Below are 17,409 nucleotides of genomic sequence, written 5' to 3'. Positions count from 1 at the left end.
CCCGCTCCTTCGGAGGTCCCGTGCCAGTGCCCGTGCCGACGCTCAGCCCGCAGCAGCGGGCCGCAGCGCTGACCCGGGCGTCGCAGGCACGAGCGGCCCGGGCGGACCTTCGGCAGCGCCTGAAGAGTCGAGCCGTCGGACTGCCGGAGGTCCTGGACGCCGGCCGCACGGATCCCGTCGTCGCGCGGATGCGCGTGGTGACGGTGCTCGAGTCGATGCCGGGTGTGGGCCCTGCGACTGCAGTACGCATCATGCAAGAGTTGGGGATCGCGGCCTCCCGCCGCGTCCGCGGGCTGGGCCCGCACCAACGCACCGCACTCCTCGAGAGGTTCACCCGGGTATGAGCTCACCCCGTCTGACCGTGCTGGCCGGTCCCACCGCCGTGGGCAAGGGCACCGTCGCCGCATGGATCCGTCAGAACCACCCGGACGTCTGGCTCTCCGTCTCTGCGACGACGCGGCCGCCGCGCCCCGGCGAGGAGGACGGCGTGCACTACCACTTCATGTCCGGCGACGAGTTCGCCGACAAGGTGGCCACGGGGGAGATGCTCGAGTGGGCGGTCGTCCACGGCCGTGCCTCCTACGGCACTCCGCGGCGCCCGGTCGAGGAGGCCCTGGCCGCCGGCAAGCTGCCCCTCCTCGAGATCGACCTGCAGGGGGCCCGCCAGGTGCGCGCCTCGATGCCGCAGGCCTGCTTCGTCTTCCTGGCCCCGCCGTCGTGGGACGAGCTGGTCGACCGGCTGGTGGGGCGCGGCACCGAGACGGCGGAGGAGCGGGCCGTGCGGCTCGAGACCGCCAAGGTCGAGCTGGCCGCCCAAAACGAGTTCGACCGCGTGGTCGTCAACGACGACATTCGTCGTGCGGCCGAAGAACTCGTATCATTGATGAAATCCCACTGACCTCGACGACAAGGACCACCTCGACGTGTCCGGCACCAAGGCAAACCCCATCGGCATCACCAACCCGCCGATCGACGACCTCCTGACCAAGGCCGACAGCAAGTACGCACTGGTCATCTACGGCGCCAAGCGCGCTCGTCAGATCAACGCGTACTACTCGCAGCTCCAGGAGGGCCTGCTCGAGTACATCGGCCCGCTGGTCGACGCACAGGTCCACGACAAGCCGCTGTCGATCGCCCTGCGTGAGATCAACGAGGGCCTGCTGACCAAGGAGGCCAGCGCCTCCGACGAGGGTACGGCTGCCCCCAAGGCGCCGGCCGCCGCTGCCGACGAGGCCTGACGGAGCCCCCTTCGTGCGCATCGTCCTCGGTGTCGGCGGCGGTATCGCCGCCTACAAGGCGGTTCTCCTGCTGCGCCTGTTCACCGAGAGTGGGCACCAGGTCACGGTCGTCCCGACCGAGGCCGCGCTGAGGTTCGTCGGTGCCCCGACGTGGGAGGCCCTGTCCGGTCACCCCGTCCAGACCGATGTCTGGAGCAACATCACCGATGTGCCGCACGTGCGCATCGGGCAGGAGGCGGACCTCGTCGTCGTCGCACCGACGACCGCTGACCTGCTGGCCAAGGCGGCCCACGGGCTCGCCGGCGACCTGCTGACCAATGTGCTGCTGACCGCGCGCTGCCCGGTCGTCCTGGCGCCGGCGATGCACACCGAGATGTGGGAGCACCCGGCGACGCGAGCCAATGTGGCGACCTTGCGCCACCGCGGCGTGAGCGTCGTGGAGCCCGCCTCGGGGCGCCTCACCGGCGCCGACACCGGGCCCGGTCGGCTGCCGGAGCCCGAAGCGATCCATGCCGCGGCCCTCGCCGTGCTCGAGGCGAGCACGGGTGGAGCACAGATCCCCGCTGACCTTGCCGGACGCAGAGTGCTGATCAGCACCGGTGGCACCCGCGAGCCGCTCGACCCGGTGCGCTACCTCGGCAACCGGTCCTCGGGCAAGCAGGGGCTGGCCCTGGCCGAGAGCGCCGTCGCGCGCGGTGCGTCCGTCACGCTCGTCGCGGCCAACGTGGACCTTCCGGTCCCTGCAGGTGTCGATGTCGTCCGGGTGGAGACCGCGCAGGAGCTGCAGCAGGAGATCACCGCCCGGGTGGCCCACCACGATGTCGTCGTCATGGTCGCGGCGGTGGCCGACTTCCGCCCCGCAGAGTACAACGACAGCAAGATCAAGAAGACGCACGACCCGGCCGACCCCGACGCCGCACCCACCATCACGCTGGTCCGCAACCCGGACATCCTCGCCGGCATCGTCGCCGATCGGGGCCCGGCCACGACCCCCCTGATCGTCGGGTTCGCGGCAGAGACCGGTGACGCCACGGGATCGGTCCTCGACCTGGGCCGGGCCAAGCTGGCACGCAAGGGCTGCGACCTGCTCGTGGTCAACGAGGTGGGCGTCGACAAGACCTTCGGTCAGGACGAGACGAGCGTGCACGTCCTCACCCGCGGCAGCGAGGCGGTGACCGCGCTCGGCCCGGCCAGCAAGTCCGAGGTGTCGCACGGCATCTGGGACGTCGTCGCGAGATCGCTCACCGTCGACTGACCACGGGTGCTTAGACTGGGCCCGCCCTACCGGACGGTCACGTCGGCCGTCCATCCACGATCTTGGGAGTTCTGCGTGTCCGGACGTCTCTTCACCTCCGAGTCGGTGACCGAGGGTCACCCCGACAAGATCTGCGACCAGATCTCCGACTCGATCCTCGACGCCATGCTCGAGCAGGACCCGCACAGCCGGGTGGCCGTCGAGACGATGGTGACCACTGGTCTCGTGCACGTCGCCGGCGAGGTCACCACCGAGTCCTATGTCGAGATACCCAAGCTCGTGCGCAAGGTCATCGCCGACGGCGTCGGCTACGACTCCTCGGAGAAGGGCTTCGACGGCCGCACCTGCGGCGTCTCGATCTCCATCGGCCAGCAGAGCCCCGACATCGCCCAAGGCGTCGACACCGCCTACGAGAACCGCACGGGTGGCGTCGATCCCAAGGACAAGCAGGGCGCCGGCGACCAGGGCCTGATGTTCGGCTACGCCTGCGAGGACACCCCCGAGCTCATGCCGCTGCCGATCTTCCTCGCGCACCGGCTCTCCCAGCGGCTGACCGAGGTGCGCAAGTCCGGCGAGCTGGACTACCTGCGGCCCGACGGCAAGACGCAGGTGACGATCGACTACGACGGGGACCGGGCCGTGCGCCTGGACACCGTCGTCCTGTCCACCCAGCACTCCGCCGAGATCGACCACGAGCGTCAGCTCCCGCAGGACATCCAGAAGCATGTCTTCGAGCCGGTCATGTCCGCGCTGAAGGACTCCGGCGTCGAGCTCGACACGTCGGACTACCGCAGCCTGATCAACCCCACCGGCAAGTTCGTCATCGGTGGCCCCATGGGCGACGCCGGCCTCACGGGCCGCAAGATCATCGTCGACACCTACGGCGGCATGGCCCGCCACGGTGGCGGTGCCTTCTCCGGCAAGGACCCCTCCAAGGTGGACCGCTCCGCTGCCTACGCCATGCGCTGGGTCGCCAAGAATGTCGTCGCCGCCGGACTCGCCGGTCGGTGCGAGGTCCAGGTCGCGTACGCGATCGGCGCCGCGCAGCCGGTGGGCCTGTACATCGAGACCTTCGGCACGGAGAAGGTCGCGGTCGACAAGATCCAGGCCGCCGTCGACAGCGTCTTCGACCTGCGGCCGCTGGCCATCGTCGAAGAGCTGGACCTGCTCCGCCCGATCTACGCCCCGACTGCCGCCTACGGCCACTTCGGTCGTACCGAGGCGGCCGGGTACGACAACGCCTTCCCGTGGGAGCGGACCAACAAGGTCGAGGCTCTCCGGGCCGCCGTCGGCGTCTGATCCTCCACAACGCAACCGGGCGGGATGTCGTTGACACCCCGCCCGGTTACGTTTGTCCCCGTGCGCGTCGCCCAGGTACTCATCGACTCGGGGCTGGTCCATCTGGACCGGCCCTTCGAGTACCTCGTGCCCGAGGAGCTGGACGAGGCCGCACAGCCCGGCGTGCGGATCAAGGCGCGCTTCGCCGGCCGAGACCTGGCCGGCTACGTGGTCGAGCGCAGTGATGTCGCCGAGCACACGGGCCGCCTGGCCCCCGTGCGCACCGTCGTCTCGCCCGAGCAGGTCCTCACCCCGCACATCCTCGAGGTGGCCCGCCGTCTGGCCCGTCACCAGGCGGGCACAGTCATGGACGTGCTCAGGCTGGCCATCCCACCCCGCCACGCGCGCGCCGAGAAGGCCTTGTCGCTCGAGCCGCCACAGCCCGCCCCGCCTCAGGACGACCAGCCACAGGACGACCCGGCTCAGGACGACCCGGCGACGGTGGCGGTGACCGAAGCGGGCGAAGGGGGCGACCCCCCTTCGTCCCTGACGCCGCCGGAGGTGTGGTCCGGCTACCGGGCAGGCTCCGCTTGGTGGTCCCGCGTCGCGGGTGGCGAGTCGCCGAGGGCGGCGTGGATCGCCGGCCCGTCACGACCGCCCGAGACCGACTGGCCGCAGGCCCTCGCCGCGGCCGCCCGGGGCGCCCTGCTCTCTGGCCGGGGGAGCGTCATCGTCGTCCCGGACCAGCGCGATCTCGCGCGGGTGGATGCGGCGCTGACCGAGGTGCTCGGCCCGGGGCAGCACGTGCGCCTGTCCGCGGACCAGGGCCCGCAGGCCCGCTACACGGCGTGGCTGAAGGTGCTGCGCGGGCACGTGCGGGTCGTCGTCGGGACCCGCGCTGCCGCCTATGCGCCCGTGCACGACCTCGGGCTCGTCGCATGGTGGGACGACGGCGACGACCTGCACCAGGAGCCCCGCGCTCCCTACACGCACGTGCGCGATGTCCTGACCACCCGGGCCGATGTCGAGGACGCTGCCCTGCTCGTCGGGGGCCTCGCCATGTCGATCGATGTCGCCGCGCTCGTCGAGGCCGGTGTCGTCCACCTCGTCGGGGGATCGACCCCTCGCCGGGAGGCGCCGCGGGTCGTCGTCGCGGGCGAGGGCGTCGACGAGGAGCGTGATGGTCCCGGTGCCCGTGCGCACATCCCGTCGTCGGCGCACCGCGCCGCGGCCGCGGCACTCACGTGTGGTCCCGTGCTCATCCAGGTGCCTCGACGGGGCTACCTCCCCGCGATGTCCTGCGCGACCTGTCGCGCGCCGGCCCGCTGTCCCGAGTGCCAGGGGCCGCTGGCCCTGCCCTCGCCCGATCGGGCTCCCGAGTGCGGCTGGTGCGGCCGCTCGCCACGCGGATTCCTCTGCCCCCACTGCGACGGCGACCGACTCCGCGCCGGGATCATCGGCGCCCGCCGCACCGCCGAGGAGATCGGTCGGTCCTTCCCCGGGACCCGGGTCATCACCTCAGGAGCGGGGGACGTGCAGGAGAGCGTCGGGGCCGAGCCCGCGATCGTGGTCTCCACCCCGGGGGCCGAGCCCGTGGCCGAGGGTGGCTACGCCGCGGTCCTGCTGCTCGATGCCTGGGCGAGCCTCGACCGGCCCGACCTGAGGGCCGCGGAGGAAGCAGTACGCCGATGGTTCGCCGCATCCGGGCTGGCTCGGCCCTGGACCGATGGGGGACTGGTCGTGCTCTGCGGTGCGCCTTCTCACGTGACGATCCCTGCGGTGGAGGCGCTCGTGCGCTGGGACCCGCAGTGGTTCGCGGCGCGAGAGCTCACCGAGCGCGCGGAGCTGTCGCTGCCCCCGACGACGTGGAGCGCGGAGATCCAGACGGACCGCAAGCGGATCGAGGCGATCGAGCACGCCGTGCGGGCAGCGGCCCCCGCCGCACAGCTCCTCGGGCCGCTGCCCGTGCCCGGGTCCGACCAGCGTCGCCGACTGGTCGTCACCGCTCCCTTCGCCGACGGGCCGCTCGTCGCCGCCGCGCTCAAGGACGTGCGGGCGGGCGAGAGTGCGCGCAAGGCCCCGGACCTGACCTCGGTCAAGGTCGGTCACCTCACCACGGGATGACGCCGTCGGCTTGGGGGCAGTACTCCGCATTGCCCCATGGCAATGCAAGCCTGACTCCCTGACCAGAGCCGCTGCGAGCGACCGGCGGGCGCCCGGGGGCGCTGAGGGCACCTAGACTCGCCCCGTGCGACTGATCTTTGCCGGGACCCCACAGGTCGCCGTCCCCTCCCTGCGTGCCCTGCTCGACTCCGACCACGAGGTCATCGGGGTGATCACCCGTCCGGACGCCAAGGTCGGGCGTGGCCGACGTCTCGAGCCGTCACCGGTCAAGGTCGTCGCCCAGGAGGCCGGACTCGAGGTCCTCGCACCGAGCAGCCCCAAGGACCCACAGTTCCTGGGGCGCCTTCGCGAACTGGCCCCGGACTGCTGCCCCGTCGTCGCCTACGGAGCCCTGCTGCCCGCCGAGGCACTGGACATCCCCGCGCACGGCTGGGTCAACCTGCACTTCTCGCTGCTGCCGGCCTGGCGGGGGGCAGCGCCCGCGCAGCGAGCCCTGATGTCCGGCGACGAGTTCACCGGCGCGAGCACCTTCCTCATCGAGACCGGGCTCGACACCGGACCGGTCCTCGGCACGATGACGGAGCGGATCCGCCCCGATGACACCTCCGGCACGCTGCTCACCCGGCTCGCGGATGCTGGCGCGCCCTTGCTGGTGGCGACCATGGACGGCATCGCCACCGGCGACCTCGAGCCTCGGCCCCAACCTGGCGAAGGCGTCAGCCATGCCGCCAAGATCACCGTCGAGGACGCCCACGTCGATCTCGCGCACCCCGCGCTGGCGGTCGACCGACTCATCCGGGGCTGCTCGCCGGCACCGGGCGCCTGGACGACCTTCCGCGGCGAGCGGCTCAAGCTCGGACCGGTGACGATCACCGACGAGCGGCTGCCCGCTGGGAAGATCGACGCCCGCAAGCGAGAGGTGCTCGTCGGGACCGCCGACCGAGCCGTGCGCCTGGGTGAGGTGACGCCGCTGGGCAAGAAGCCCATGCCGGCTGCCGACTGGGCCCGCGGGGTGCGCATCGATTCCGGGGACCGCCTCGGAGAGGAGACGGCATGACGTCAGAGAACCACCACAAGGGACCGCGCCAGAAGTCGCGGACTGCACCTTCGGCGCGAGCACGCCGGGCAGACGTGCCCCGCGCGACCGCTCAGCAGGTCCTGCGCGCCGTCTCCGAGGACGGCGCCTATGCCAACCTCGAGCTGCCCAAGGCGCTGCGCCGGGCCCATCTGAGCGGGCGGGACGCCGCCTTCGCCACCGAGCTGACCTACGGCACCCTGCGCATGCAGGGGCTCTACGACGCCGTCATCACCCACGCCTCACAACGACCCGTCGCGAAGCTGGACGGGGGAGTGCTCGACGTCCTGCGCATGGGTGCCCACCAGGTCCTGGGCATGCGCGTCCCCGTGCACGCGGCCGCCGACCAGTCCGTCGCCCTCGCCCGCTCCGCAGCCGGACAGGGAGCCGCTGGCCTGGTCAACGCCGTCATGCGGCGCGTCGGTGAGCGCAGCCGCGAGGAGTGGCTCGAGCTGGTCACTCCGACCGAGCCGGTGACCGAGCGACTGTCCGTCTCGCTCTCGCACCCCGTGTGGATCGTCAAGGCGCTGCGTCAGGCCCTGATCGGTCACGGCGTCGCGACCACGGACGACGCGGACGACGTCCTCGAGCAGCTGCTCGAGGCGCACAACATCCCTGCCGAGGTCTCGCTCATCGCTCGTCCCGGCCTGTGCGAGGTCGACGAGCTGCTCGCTGCCGGTGCGCAGCCCGGGCGGTGGTCCCCCTTCGCCGCAGAGCTCGACAGCGGTGACCCGGGCAGCATCGACGCGATCCGCGAGGGCCGCGCCGCCGTCCAGGACGAAGGGAGCCAGCTGCTGGCTCTCGCGCTGGCGGGCGTGCCGGTGCACGAGCGCGCCGACGGTGCACCCGAGCGCTGGTTGGACCTGTGTGCTGGGCCCGGGGGGAAGGCGGGCCTGCTCGCCGCCCTCGCCCTGCGTCAGCGCGCCGACCTCGTCGCCAACGAGCTGAGCGAGCACCGCACCGAGCTGGTCCGGCAGAGCCTGCGTCCCGCGATGGCCAAGGCCAAGGACCACGGTCGCGAGCTCGTCGTCCGCACGGGGGACGGCCGTGAGGTGGGCCGGGACGAACCGCAGACCTACGACCGCGTGCTCGTCGACGCGCCCTGCACCGGGCTCGGCGCGCTGCGCCGCCGCCCCGAGGCGCGCTGGCGCCGGCAGCCGAGCGACCTCGTCGGTCTCGGCCCCCTGCAGCGCGAGCTGCTCGCGGCCGGTATCGATGCCACGCGTCCCGGCGGCGTCATCGCCTACGCGACGTGCAGCCCGCACCTGTCGGAGACGACCTTCGTCGTGCGTGACGTGCTCAAGAAGCGTGACGACGTCGAGGTGCTCGACGCCCGCGAGCACCTGTCTGCCGCAGCGGTGGCCACGCTCACCGGTCTCGGTGACGGACCGCACGCCCAGCTGTGGCCGCACCTGCACGGCACCGACGGGATGTTCCTCGCGCTGCTGCGCAAGACGTCCTGACACCAACTCCATGTCCGCTGTCTGAACCCGTCTCTCCAGCAAGGAAACCCGTGCAGATCTCCCCGAGCATCCTCTCCGCCGACTTCGCCAACCTGCAGTCCGAGCTGGACGCGATCAGCAACGCCGACTGGGCGCACGTCGACGTCATGGACGCGCACTTCGTGCCCAACCTCACCCTCGGCCTGCCCATCGTCGAGTCGCTGCTGCGGGTCAGCCCGATCCCGATCGACTGCCACCTGATGATCGAGGACCCCGACCGCTGGGCACCGCCCTACGCCGAGGCCGGGGCGAAGTCGGTCACCTTCCACATCGAGGCCGCGAAGAACCCCGTCACCCTGGCCCGGGACATCCGGGCCCAGGGCGCGCGAGCGTCGATGGCCCTCAAGCCGGGAACTCCCTTCGCCCCCTACGAGGAGCTGCTGCCCGAGCTCGACATGGTCCTCGTCATGACGGTCGAGCCCGGATTCGGTGGGCAGTCCTTCATGGCCGACCAGATGCCCAAGGTCGCGCAGGTGCGCGAGGCCGTGAAGAAGCACGGCGGCGAGATCTGGATCCAGGTCGACGGCGGTGTCTCCGCGAAGACCATCGAGCAGTGCGCCGAGGCGGGCGCCGATGTCTTCGTCGCCGGGTCGGCCGTCTACGGAGCCGAGTCGGCTGCTGGGGCGATCGACGAGCTGCGGGAGCTGGCGCAGGGCCACGGCCACTGAACGAGCCACGACCGACATCTCGTCTCCTGAGGAGGCGTGGCCAGCCCGTCGCACCACCGCCCCTGGGATGTGCGCCCAGCGCCGTCTGGTCACCGTTCCCTGAGGAGGCGCGCCAGCGCCGTCTTCTTACCCGTTCCCTGAGGAGGCGCGCCAGCGCCGTCTGCTCACCGTTCCCTGAGGAGGCGCGCCAGCGCCGTCTGCTCACCGTTCCCTGAGGAGGCGCGCCAGCGCCGTCTCGAAGGGTTCGTGCGTTGCCCCCTTCACAGGGGGCGAACGGTCTTGGTCCCCGTGGGCGGGGACGAACTGTCTTGCCTGAACGGTCTTGCCCCCTTCAGAGGGGGCGAACGGTCTTGCCCCCCGTGGAGGGGGCGAACGGTCTTGCCCCCCGTGGAGGGGGCGAACTCGTCTTGGTCCCCGTGGGTGGGGACGAACTGTTTGGCCTGAACGGTCTTGCCCCCTTCAGAGGGGGCGAACGGTCTTGCCCCCCGTGGAGGGGGCGAACTCGTCTTGGTCCCCGTGGGTGGGGACGAACTGTCTTGCCTGAACGGTCTTGCCCCCTTCAGAGGGGGCGAACGGTCTTGCCCCCCGTGAGGGGGCGAACTCGTCTTGGTCCCCGTGGGTGGGGACGAACTGTCTTGCCTGAACGGTCTTGCCCCCTTCAGAGGGGGCAAACGGTCTTGCCCCCCGTGGAGGGGGCGAACTCGTCTTGGTCCCCGTGGGTGGGGACGAATGGTCTTGCCCCCTTCAGAGGGGGCGAACGGTCTTGCCCCCCGTGGAGGGGGCGAACTTGTCTTGGTCCCCGTGGGTGGGGACGAACCGTCTTGCCCCCTTCACAGGGGGCGAACTTGCCTTGGTCCCCGTGGGTGGGGACGAACCGTCTTGCCCCCTTCACAGGGGGCGAACTCGTCTTGGTCCCGTGGGTGGGGACGAACCGTCTTACCCCCTTCAGAGGGGGCGAACCCTCTCGGATCAGGTCCCGGGTCTTGCATCTCACGGAGCCAACCCAATGGCCGAGCGGGCTCTCCCTTCGCGCACAATGTCCCTGCACGTGCCACGTGACGCGGTGAGATTCCGCACCGGCGGTGAGAGCCCGCGACCCGGCTGCCTCGGCAGACGGTGAACTCCGGTCCAGAACTCCGGGGCCGACGGTCAAAGTCCGGATGAGAGCGGCGCGCGCGGACTAGGACGACGCATGTCCATCATCGAATGGATCTACTCGGCCGGCGTCGACATCGCTGGCTACCGCCTCTCGCTCATGGAGGTCATCGGGATCTCCTTCGGTCTCGCCTCGGCCGTCGGCGGGATGCTGCGCAAGGTGTGGGCCTGGCCCATCGGGATCGTGGGCAACGCGATCCTCTTCTTCGTCTACATCGGAGTGACGATGGGCGTCGATGACAAGGCGCCCCTCTTCGGGCAGTCCGCCCGGCAGATCTTCTTCATCATCACCTCGCTCTACGGCTGGTGGCGTTGGCGGCAGGTCAAGCAGGCCAACCACTCGGGTCAGGCGCACGCGATCACCCCTCGCTGGGCGACCGTGGCCGAGCGCGTCGGCCTTGCGGTGACGATGGTCATCGGGGTCGTGGTCGTGCAGCAGGTCTTCTCGATGCTGGGCGCTGGCTGGCCGGCCCCGAGGTGGTACCACGTCGCTGACGCCTGGATCTTCATGGGATCGCTGCTCGCGACCTACGCCATGGCCCGGGGGTGGAACGAGTTCTGGCTCATCTGGATCGGGGTCGACCTCGTCGGCGTGCCCCTGCTGTGGCACAGCGACTACCTGCCGACCGCGGTCCTGTACGCCGTCTATGCCGGCTTCGTCCTCTACGGCTTCTTCGTCTGGCTGCGCGCCTCGCGCACCGAGAGTCCGGACCGTGAACCCGTGGACAGCGCACCGGCCCCGGCAAACTAGGCTGAACTCCCGTGAAGACCTTCGAGACCCTCTTCGACGAACTCTCCCGCAAGGCCGCCGAGCGGCCCGAGGGGTCGGGCACCGTGGCGCAGTTGGACGCCGGGACCCATGCCATCGGCAAGAAGATCGTGGAGGAGGCCGCCGAGGTCTGGATGGCGGCGGAGTACGAGAGCAAGGAGGAGCTGGCCGAGGAGATCAGCCAGCTGCTCTACCACCTGCAGGTGCTGATGATCGACGGTGGACTCACCGTCGAGGACGTCTACACCCACCTCTGAGAGGACCGCCGTGCGCATTGCCGTTCCCAACAAGGGCTCGCTGTCCGAGCCCGCCGTCGAGATGCTCCGCGAGTCGGGCTACCGGGTCCGCCGCGACAGCAAGGAGCTGATCGTCGCCGACCCCGACAACGACGTCGAGTTCTTCTACCTGCGTCCCCGTGACGTCGCGCTGTACGTCGGCAAGGGCCAGGTCGACGCCGGCATCACCGGCCGCGACCTGCTGCTGGACTCCGGGTCCACCGCCACCGAGGTCATGGGGCTGGGCTTCGGTGGATCGACCTTCCGCTTCGCCGGCCGTCCCGGTGAGGCGACCAGCGCAGCCGACCTCGACGGGCGACGGGTGGCGACCTCCTACTCCGGCCTCGTGCGTGACCACCTGGCGGCGAAGGGGGTCACCGCGGAGGTCGTGCGTCTGGACGGAGCTGTCGAGACCGCCATCACGCTCGGCGTCGCGGACGCCATCGCGGATGTCGTCGAGACGGGCACCACCTTGCGGCAGCAGGGCCTGGAGGTCTTCGGCGAGCCGATCCTGCGCAGCGAGGCAGTGCTCATCCGCCGCAGCGACGCCAGCGAGAGCGGCATCGACGTGCTCCACCGCCGCATCAAGGGCGTCGTCACCGCCCGCGAGTACGTGCTCCTCGACTACGACTGCCCCGCCGAGCTCGTGGAGCAGGCCGTGCAGCTCACGCCGGGACTCGAGTCACCGACGGTGAGCACCCTGCACGACGAGCGCTGGTGCGCTGTGCGCTCGATGGTCCCGCGCGGACGGACCAACCGGATCATGGACGAGCTCTACGACCTCGGCGCCCGGGCCATCCTCGTCACCGAGATCTCGGCCTGCCGACTATGACCCTGCCCGACAGGGCGGGCGCCGCCACCTTCCGGCCCGTCCGAGGGCGAGTCGTCTCGACCGTCCTCGGGGTGGCGATCCTCGTGGGCTCGGTCGGACTGGCCATCGCGCTGCCCGAGCGCTTCGGCGTCATGGATCGCGTCACGTCCGTCCTGATCGGTGCTGGCGTCGCCGCCTTCATGACCCGCTACGCCACGATCCACGCGCGGCCCACGGCCGAGGGGCTGTGGGTGCGCAACCTCGGACCGGGCGAGCTCGTCCCCTGGGAGGAGATCACGGCTGTGCGCTTCTCCGAGGGCATGCCCTGGCCCCGGCTCGACCTGGCGGACGGCATGGACATCGCCGTCATGGCGATCCAACGATCCGATGGTCCGGGGTCCGTCGACGAGGCGCAGCGCCTCGCCGATCTCATCGGCCGCTAGGACCTGTGTCCGAAGACATCTCGATGGCGAGGTGGGCCCGCTCGCGAGTGCGGTCGGCGGCGAAGAGCGCGGCCTCCTGCTGCGCCCACATCTCCCAGTGCTCCTCGAAGAGCGGGCCGTCGCGGTCGATGGCGCGTTGACGACGCAGCTCGGCGGGTCCGTCGAGCCATATCCTCGTGCCCTCCAGCGCTGACGCTTCGCCGACGCTCGAGCCGCACCCCTCGACGACGAGCCGCTCACCGACCGTGATGGACAGGAGTGGGCCCGGGCGGTCCGCGAGCCAGTCCCACGTGGGGACCACCGGCTGCTCGCCGCGGGCGAGCGGATGCAGGACGTGTGTGACGAGCAGGGGAGGTGCTGCAGCCAGACCCGACCAGCCCGGGTAGATCGAGTCCATCGACACCACGGGGGCGTCCCATGCCCGGGCGACGGCACCGGCCAGCGAGGTCTTGCCGGAGCCGCTGCGCCCGTCGAGCGCGATGATGCGCACCGCTCCGCACGACGGGGGGACGGAGTCGGCGTGGGCCAGGACCTGCTCGAGGGACGACATCGCGCCGAAGCGTATCCGTCCGGCTCGGTAGGCTGCCCTCGTGTCTCTCGCCGTGCGTGTCATCCCCTGCCTCGACGTCGACGCCGGACGGGTCGTCAAGGGCGTCAACTTCGAGAACCTGCGCGACGCCGGTGACCCGGTCGAGCTTGCCCGACGGTACGGCCGGGAGGGTGCCGACGAGCTGACCTTCCTCGACGTCACCGCGAGCAGCTCCGACCGAGCGACCACCTATGACGTCGTGACCCGCACTGCCGAGGAGGTCTTCATCCCCCTCACGGTGGGTGGGGGCGTGCGCACCGTCGAGGACGTCGATCGACTGCTGCGCTGCGGCGCGGACAAGGTCGGGGTCAACACGGCCGCGATCAACCGGCCGGAGCTGATCAGCGAGGTGGCCGACCGCTTCGGCGCCCAGGTCCTCGTGCTCTCGGCCGATGTGCGGCGTCGCACCACCGACGACGGCTCGCTCTCAGGTGGGTTCGAGGTCACCACGCACGGGGGTCGCACCCGCACCGGCATCGATGCGATCGAGTGGTGCGCGCGGGCGGCGCAGCTGGGGGCCGGGGAGATCCTGCTCAACTCCATGGACGCCGACGGGACCAAGGCCGGCTTCGACCTCGAGCTCATCCGTGCGGTGCGCGCCGAGGTGAGCATCCCGGTCATCGCGAGCGGCGGGGCCGGCTCTGCGGCGCACATGCCGCCGGCCGTCGAGGCAGGTGCGGACGCGGTCCTCGCCGCGAGCATCTTCCACTTCGGCGAGGTCTCGATCGGTGCGGTCAAGGACGCGCTGGCCGCCACGGGTCACCCCGTGCGCCGCGGCCGCGCCACCTGACGCTCCCCCTTCGTCCCTCCACGCAGATCTGCATTGCCATAGGGCAATGCAGATCAGGCACCCAGGAGGTTGCATTGCCATAGGGCAATGCAGATCTTGGGTGGCGCCGGTGCGGCTCGCCGGCGGGTCAGATGCCGTAGGGGGTGGTGCGCACGATCTCGACGGTCTCAGGGGGCCCGAGGAGCTCGACCTCGGCCACGGCCTGGCGACCGAAGCCGAAGAGGATGATCTCGCCCGGCCGACCGTGGATCTCCACGACGGGTCCCTTGCCCGAGCCGATCCGCGTGCGCCGCTTGGCCGTGACGATCTCGAGGTCGGCGCCCGCGGTCTTGCGGAAGAGCATCTTGGCCATGACCGCGAGCCGGTCGCCGAGCGCCGAGATCATCGCAGGGTCCAGCGCACGACGCGGCGCACCGAGGCCGGCCCTCAGGATGTCCTCGTGGTGGACGAACATCTCGACGAGGTTGGCCTGCTCGTCGACCGGGGGGAGGCTCATCGGGTGCCAGCGCGGCGGGCCCTTGCGAAGCCGCTCCACGAGCGTCTCGAAGTCGTTGTCCCGCAGCAGCGCGGCCATCGCGGCCTCGGTCCGTCCCGCGAGCGGCGCGGCGAGGATCCCAGCGGCCTGGTCCGGGCGGCCCTCCCGCACGATGAGGTGCGCCAGGAGGTCCCCGGTGGTCCAGTCCCCACACAGGGTGGGTGCGTCGGGCCCCACCTGCAGCAGGGTGTCGCACAGGGCAGCGCGCTCGGCGCGGGCGTGGCGGATCATCGGGCCTCCGGGAGGAGAGAAGTTGCTGACTGACTGTGCAGCGTAACCCCGCACGGACGCGAAGGGCGATGACCTGACGGGTGATCGCGTGGGCGGTTCGTGGTCGTCACAGGTGGAAGTGCCAGAATGCGAAGGGTGTCCACCCCTTCGTCCTCGCCCCTGCCCGAGCAGCTCGCGACCCGGCTGCGCCGCGACGCCGCGGGCCTCGTCGCCGCAATCGTCCAGCAGCACGACACCGGCGAGGTGCTCATGCTCGGCTGGATGGACGACGAGGCCGTGCACCGCACGCTGACCAGCGGGCGGGTGACCTTCTGGTCCCGCAGCCGTGAGGAGTACTGGCGCAAGGGGGACACGTCCGGACACGTCCAGCACGTGCGCTCCGTCGCGGTCGACTGCGACGGTGACGCCCTGCTCGTGCGGGTCGACCAGGTGGGTGCTGCCTGCCACACCGGGGAGCGCACCTGCTTCGACGCCGGGGGTGACCTCGGCGCTGTCGTGGGGGAGCCGCGATGACCGAGGCGCAGACCGCAGTGCCCGACCTGACCCCCGGCCGCACCTGGCCCGACCTCGACACCTTCCAGGTGCTCGCGCGCGATCGCCGGGTGGTGCCCGTGGTGCGCCGTCTCGTGGCCGACGGCGAGACGCCCGTCGGGGTGTACCGCAAGCTCGCTGGCGACGCACCGGGAACCTTCCTGCTGGAGTCTGCCGAGCACGGCGGGGTCTGGTCGCGGTGGTCGATCATCGGTGCGCAGAGCCGCGCGACGCTCACCGAGCTCGACGGGCAGGCCCACTGGATCGGTGAGCCGCCGGTCGGGGTGCCCACCGACGGCGACCCGACCGCCGCCCTTCGCGCCACCATCGAGGCCTTGTCCACCGACCCGATCGATGGGTTGCCGCCGCTGACCGGTGGGATGGTGGGCGCCATCTCCTACGACGCCGTCCGCCGCTGGGAGAAGGTGCCGTCCGTGCTCCCGGACGTCCTGGGTGTGCCCGAGCTGGGCATGGTGCTGGCCACCGACGTCGCGGTCCTCGACCACAGCGACGGCTCGCTCCTGCTCGTGGCCAATGTCGTCAACTACGACGACACCGACGAGCGGGTCGAGGAGGCATGGCAGGACGCGGTCGAGCGTCTTGACGCGATGACCGAGCGGCTCGCCGCCCCGGCGCCCAGCACCGTGGCGACCATCGATCCCGACCTGGCCGCTGCCGCACGCACCGAGGTGACCAGCGATGTGAGCGTCGAGCGCTTCGAGGAGATCGTCGAGCAGGCAAAGGAGGACATCCGCGCGGGCGAGGTCTTCCAGGTCGTGCTGTCCCAGCGCTTCTCCACGCCCTGCCCGGTCGATGCCCTGGAGGTCTACCGCGCCCTGCGCCGCAGCAACCCCAGCCCCTACATGTACTTCGTCCGCCTGCCGCACCCCGACGGCTCGGTCTACGAGGTCGTCGGCTCCTCACCCGAGGCGCTCGTCAAGGTCACCGGCCGGCGGGCCATCACCCACCCGATCGCCGGTACTCGTCCGCGCGGCAAGTCCCCGGAGCACGACCTGCAGCTCGAGGAGGACCTCATCGGGGACCCCAAGGAGCGCTCCGAGCACGTCATGCTCGTCGACCTCGGTCGCAACGACCTCCAGCGGGTCTGCACGGCCGGCACGGTCGACTGCGTCGAGTTCATGAACCTGCGTCGCTACAGTCATGTCATCCACCTCGAGTCGACCGTCGTCGGGGAGATGGCGAAGGGGGTCGACGCCTTCGACGTCCTCGTGGCCACCTTCCCGGCGGGCACCCTCTCGGGAGCACCGAAGCCACGGGCCCTGCAGCTCATCGAGCAGTACGAGCGCAGTCGTCGCGGCATCTACGGGGGAGTCGTGGGCTACCTCGACTTCCACGGCGACATGGACATGGCCATCGCCATCCGCACGGCCCTGATCAAGGACGGCGTCGCGCACGTGCAGGCCGGGGCCGGCATCGTTGCCGACTCCGTGCCGAGCCTCGAGCAGGAGGAGACCGTGCACAAGGCCGGTAGCGCCCTGGCCGCCGTCGCGTCCGCCCGAGCGATCCGCCCGGTCGGAGGCGTCCGGTGAGGCTGCTGGGCCGCAAGGCCGTCGTCGTTCTGCTGGCGATCGCTGGCGGCATCATCCTGCTCGCCGCGGGCCGTGCCGAGTGGATCACGGGCACCGTCGACGGGGTGGCCGGACCGGTGCGCGACTCTGCACTCGGCACCGAGGCCGCTCCGGGTCTGGCCGGCCTCGCGCTCGTGGCGATGGCTGCGGCGATCGCGGCGACCACCTCCGGTCGCGTGGCGCGCTGGATCTCCCTGACGATCCTGGGGCTCGTCGCCGTCGGGGTGGCCGCCCTGTCGATCCGCACCATCGTCGACGCGCCGCACGTGCTCGGCACGGCGGCGGCGACCCACTCCGGCGGGACGGCGACGCTCGAGGCCACCGGGTCGGCGACGACCTGGCCGTGGATCGCGATCATCGCCGCACTCATCCTGCTGCTCGCCCTCGTCGGGGGCCTCGTGGGTGGTCGCCGGTGGGGTGGTCTGGGCCGCAAGTACGAGCGCCCGGTCACGGATCCTGACGCAGGTTCGGTGAGCGGGCAGCGCGGCGAACGCGTGGACTCCGACTGGGACCGGGTCACTCTCGGGGACGACCCGAGCGTCGACTAGCCT

19 protein-coding genes and 1 riboswitch are annotated in these 17,409 nt (G+C 71.1%); of the genes, 17 read left to right on the top strand and 2 right to left on the bottom strand.

The genetic code is table 11. The annotated features are described in order from the left end of the window. Nucleotides 1-26: 26 nt before the first annotated feature. The 13 genes from mihF to ASG73_RS12935 all read left to right on the top strand — a co-directional run bounded on the left by mihF (nucleotide 27) and on the right by ASG73_RS12935 (nucleotide 12,593). Nucleotides 27-344 carry an integration host factor, actinobacterial type gene (gene mihF / locus ASG73_RS12995; RefSeq protein ID WP_055995843.1) on the top strand — a complete coding sequence of 106 codons (318 nt, stop codon included), beginning with the start codon at nucleotides 27-29 and terminating at the stop codon, nucleotides 342-344. Continuing rightward, nucleotides 341-898, top strand: a complete 558-nt coding sequence (gene gmk, locus ASG73_RS12990) for a guanylate kinase (RefSeq protein ID WP_055995840.1) — start codon at nucleotides 341-343, stop codon at nucleotides 896-898. Before mihF ends, gmk begins: the two co-directional genes overlap by 4 nt. Nucleotides 899-923: 25 nt before the next feature. Beyond that, nucleotides 924-1,238 (top strand): DNA-directed RNA polymerase subunit omega, encoded by a 315-nt coding sequence (gene rpoZ, locus ASG73_RS12985; RefSeq protein ID WP_055995836.1) that lies wholly within the window; start codon nucleotides 924-926, stop codon nucleotides 1,236-1,238. Nucleotides 1,239-1,251: 13 nt separating this feature from the next. Beyond that, the gene (gene coaBC / locus ASG73_RS12980; RefSeq protein WP_055995834.1) at nucleotides 1,252-2,493 is read left to right on the top strand and encodes a bifunctional phosphopantothenoylcysteine decarboxylase/phosphopantothenate--cysteine ligase CoaBC; all 1,242 of its coding nucleotides are present in this window, start codon (nucleotides 1,252-1,254) and stop codon (nucleotides 2,491-2,493) included. A 75-nt stretch (nucleotides 2,494-2,568) separates the two neighbouring features. Continuing rightward, on the top strand, nucleotides 2,569-3,792 hold the full coding sequence (gene metK / locus ASG73_RS12975; protein ID WP_055995831.1) for a methionine adenosyltransferase: 1,224 nt from the start codon (nucleotides 2,569-2,571) through the stop codon (nucleotides 3,790-3,792). A 60-nt stretch (nucleotides 3,793-3,852) separates the two neighbouring features. Then, complete coding sequence (locus ASG73_RS12970; protein WP_082567225.1) at nucleotides 3,853-5,895, top strand: primosome assembly protein PriA; 2,043 nt, start codon at nucleotides 3,853-3,855, stop codon at nucleotides 5,893-5,895. Nucleotides 5,896-6,019: 124 nt separating this feature from the next. After that, nucleotides 6,020-6,952, top strand: coding sequence for a methionyl-tRNA formyltransferase (gene fmt / locus ASG73_RS12965; RefSeq protein ID WP_055995824.1), 933 nt, complete (start codon nucleotides 6,020-6,022; stop codon nucleotides 6,950-6,952). After that, nucleotides 6,949-8,433, top strand: a complete 1,485-nt coding sequence (locus ASG73_RS12960) for an RsmB/NOP family class I SAM-dependent RNA methyltransferase (RefSeq protein WP_055995821.1) — start codon at nucleotides 6,949-6,951, stop codon at nucleotides 8,431-8,433. The genes fmt and ASG73_RS12960 overlap by 4 nt, the downstream gene beginning before the upstream one ends. A 50-nt stretch (nucleotides 8,434-8,483) precedes the next feature. Continuing rightward, the gene (gene rpe, locus ASG73_RS12955) at nucleotides 8,484-9,140 is read left to right on the top strand and encodes a ribulose-phosphate 3-epimerase (RefSeq protein ID WP_055995818.1); all 657 of its coding nucleotides are present in this window, start codon (nucleotides 8,484-8,486) and stop codon (nucleotides 9,138-9,140) included. Nucleotides 9,141-10,185: 1,045 nt separating this feature from the next. Then, a riboswitch (FMN riboswitch) is annotated at nucleotides 10,186-10,316 on the top strand. 16 nt (nucleotides 10,317-10,332) lie between these two features. Then, the gene (pnuC, locus tag ASG73_RS12950; RefSeq protein ID WP_055995815.1) at nucleotides 10,333-11,046 is read left to right on the top strand and encodes a nicotinamide riboside transporter PnuC; all 714 of its coding nucleotides are present in this window, start codon (nucleotides 10,333-10,335) and stop codon (nucleotides 11,044-11,046) included. 11 nt (nucleotides 11,047-11,057) lie between these two features. Further along, on the top strand, nucleotides 11,058-11,321 hold the full coding sequence (locus tag ASG73_RS12945; protein ID WP_055995812.1) for a phosphoribosyl-ATP diphosphatase: 264 nt from the start codon (nucleotides 11,058-11,060) through the stop codon (nucleotides 11,319-11,321). Between the two features lie 10 nt (nucleotides 11,322-11,331). Then, complete coding sequence (gene hisG / locus ASG73_RS12940; RefSeq protein ID WP_082567224.1) at nucleotides 11,332-12,171, top strand: ATP phosphoribosyltransferase; 840 nt, start codon at nucleotides 11,332-11,334, stop codon at nucleotides 12,169-12,171. Continuing rightward, nucleotides 12,168-12,593, top strand: coding sequence for a PH domain-containing protein (locus tag ASG73_RS12935; RefSeq protein ID WP_055995809.1), 426 nt, complete (start codon nucleotides 12,168-12,170; stop codon nucleotides 12,591-12,593). The genes hisG and ASG73_RS12935 overlap by 4 nt, the downstream gene beginning before the upstream one ends. Here ASG73_RS12935 and ASG73_RS12930 read toward each other — a convergent pair. Further along, nucleotides 12,580-13,143 carry a hypothetical protein gene (locus tag ASG73_RS12930; RefSeq protein ID WP_235499451.1) on the bottom strand — a complete coding sequence of 188 codons (564 nt, stop codon included), beginning with the start codon at nucleotides 13,141-13,143 and terminating at the stop codon, nucleotides 12,580-12,582. The two genes, ASG73_RS12935 and ASG73_RS12930, sit on opposite strands and share 14 nt — an antisense overlap. Before the next feature lie 40 nt (nucleotides 13,144-13,183). On the opposite strand from ASG73_RS12930, the gene hisF reads away from it, so the two are divergent. Continuing rightward, nucleotides 13,184-13,972 carry an imidazole glycerol phosphate synthase subunit HisF gene (gene hisF, locus ASG73_RS12925; RefSeq protein ID WP_055995806.1) on the top strand — a complete coding sequence of 263 codons (789 nt, stop codon included), beginning with the start codon at nucleotides 13,184-13,186 and terminating at the stop codon, nucleotides 13,970-13,972. Between the two features lie 127 nt (nucleotides 13,973-14,099). Here the strand turns inward: hisF and ASG73_RS12920 are convergent, their stop codons facing one another. Beyond that, nucleotides 14,100-14,738: a TIGR03085 family metal-binding protein gene (locus ASG73_RS12920; RefSeq protein WP_055995803.1), complete on the bottom strand. Its 639-nt coding sequence runs from the start codon at nucleotides 14,736-14,738 to the stop codon at nucleotides 14,100-14,102. A gap of 126 nt (nucleotides 14,739-14,864) precedes the next feature. Between ASG73_RS12920 and hisI the strand changes: the two genes are divergently transcribed. From hisI to ASG73_RS12905, 3 genes are read left to right on the top strand one after another with little or no spacing between them, the layout of a single operon-like run. Beyond that, nucleotides 14,865-15,251 carry a phosphoribosyl-AMP cyclohydrolase gene (gene hisI, locus ASG73_RS12915; RefSeq protein ID WP_055995800.1) on the top strand — a complete coding sequence of 129 codons (387 nt, stop codon included), beginning with the start codon at nucleotides 14,865-14,867 and terminating at the stop codon, nucleotides 15,249-15,251. Further along, the gene (locus tag ASG73_RS12910) at nucleotides 15,248-16,819 is read left to right on the top strand and encodes an anthranilate synthase component I (RefSeq protein WP_055995797.1); all 1,572 of its coding nucleotides are present in this window, start codon (nucleotides 15,248-15,250) and stop codon (nucleotides 16,817-16,819) included. The genes hisI and ASG73_RS12910 overlap by 4 nt, the downstream gene beginning before the upstream one ends. Further along, nucleotides 16,816-17,406 (top strand): Trp biosynthesis-associated membrane protein, encoded by a 591-nt coding sequence (locus tag ASG73_RS12905; RefSeq protein ID WP_055995795.1) that lies wholly within the window; start codon nucleotides 16,816-16,818, stop codon nucleotides 17,404-17,406. Before ASG73_RS12910 ends, ASG73_RS12905 begins: the two co-directional genes overlap by 4 nt. The last annotated feature ends 3 nt before the right edge of the window (nucleotides 17,407-17,409 follow it).

Origin of the sequence: Janibacter sp. Soil728 (genome assembly GCF_001428305.1) — a bacterium.
GTDB lineage: Bacteria > Actinomycetota > Actinomycetes > Actinomycetales > Dermatophilaceae > Janibacter.
Note: the sequence above shows the minus strand (reverse complement) of the source record. Positions and strands in the feature narration are given on the sequence as shown.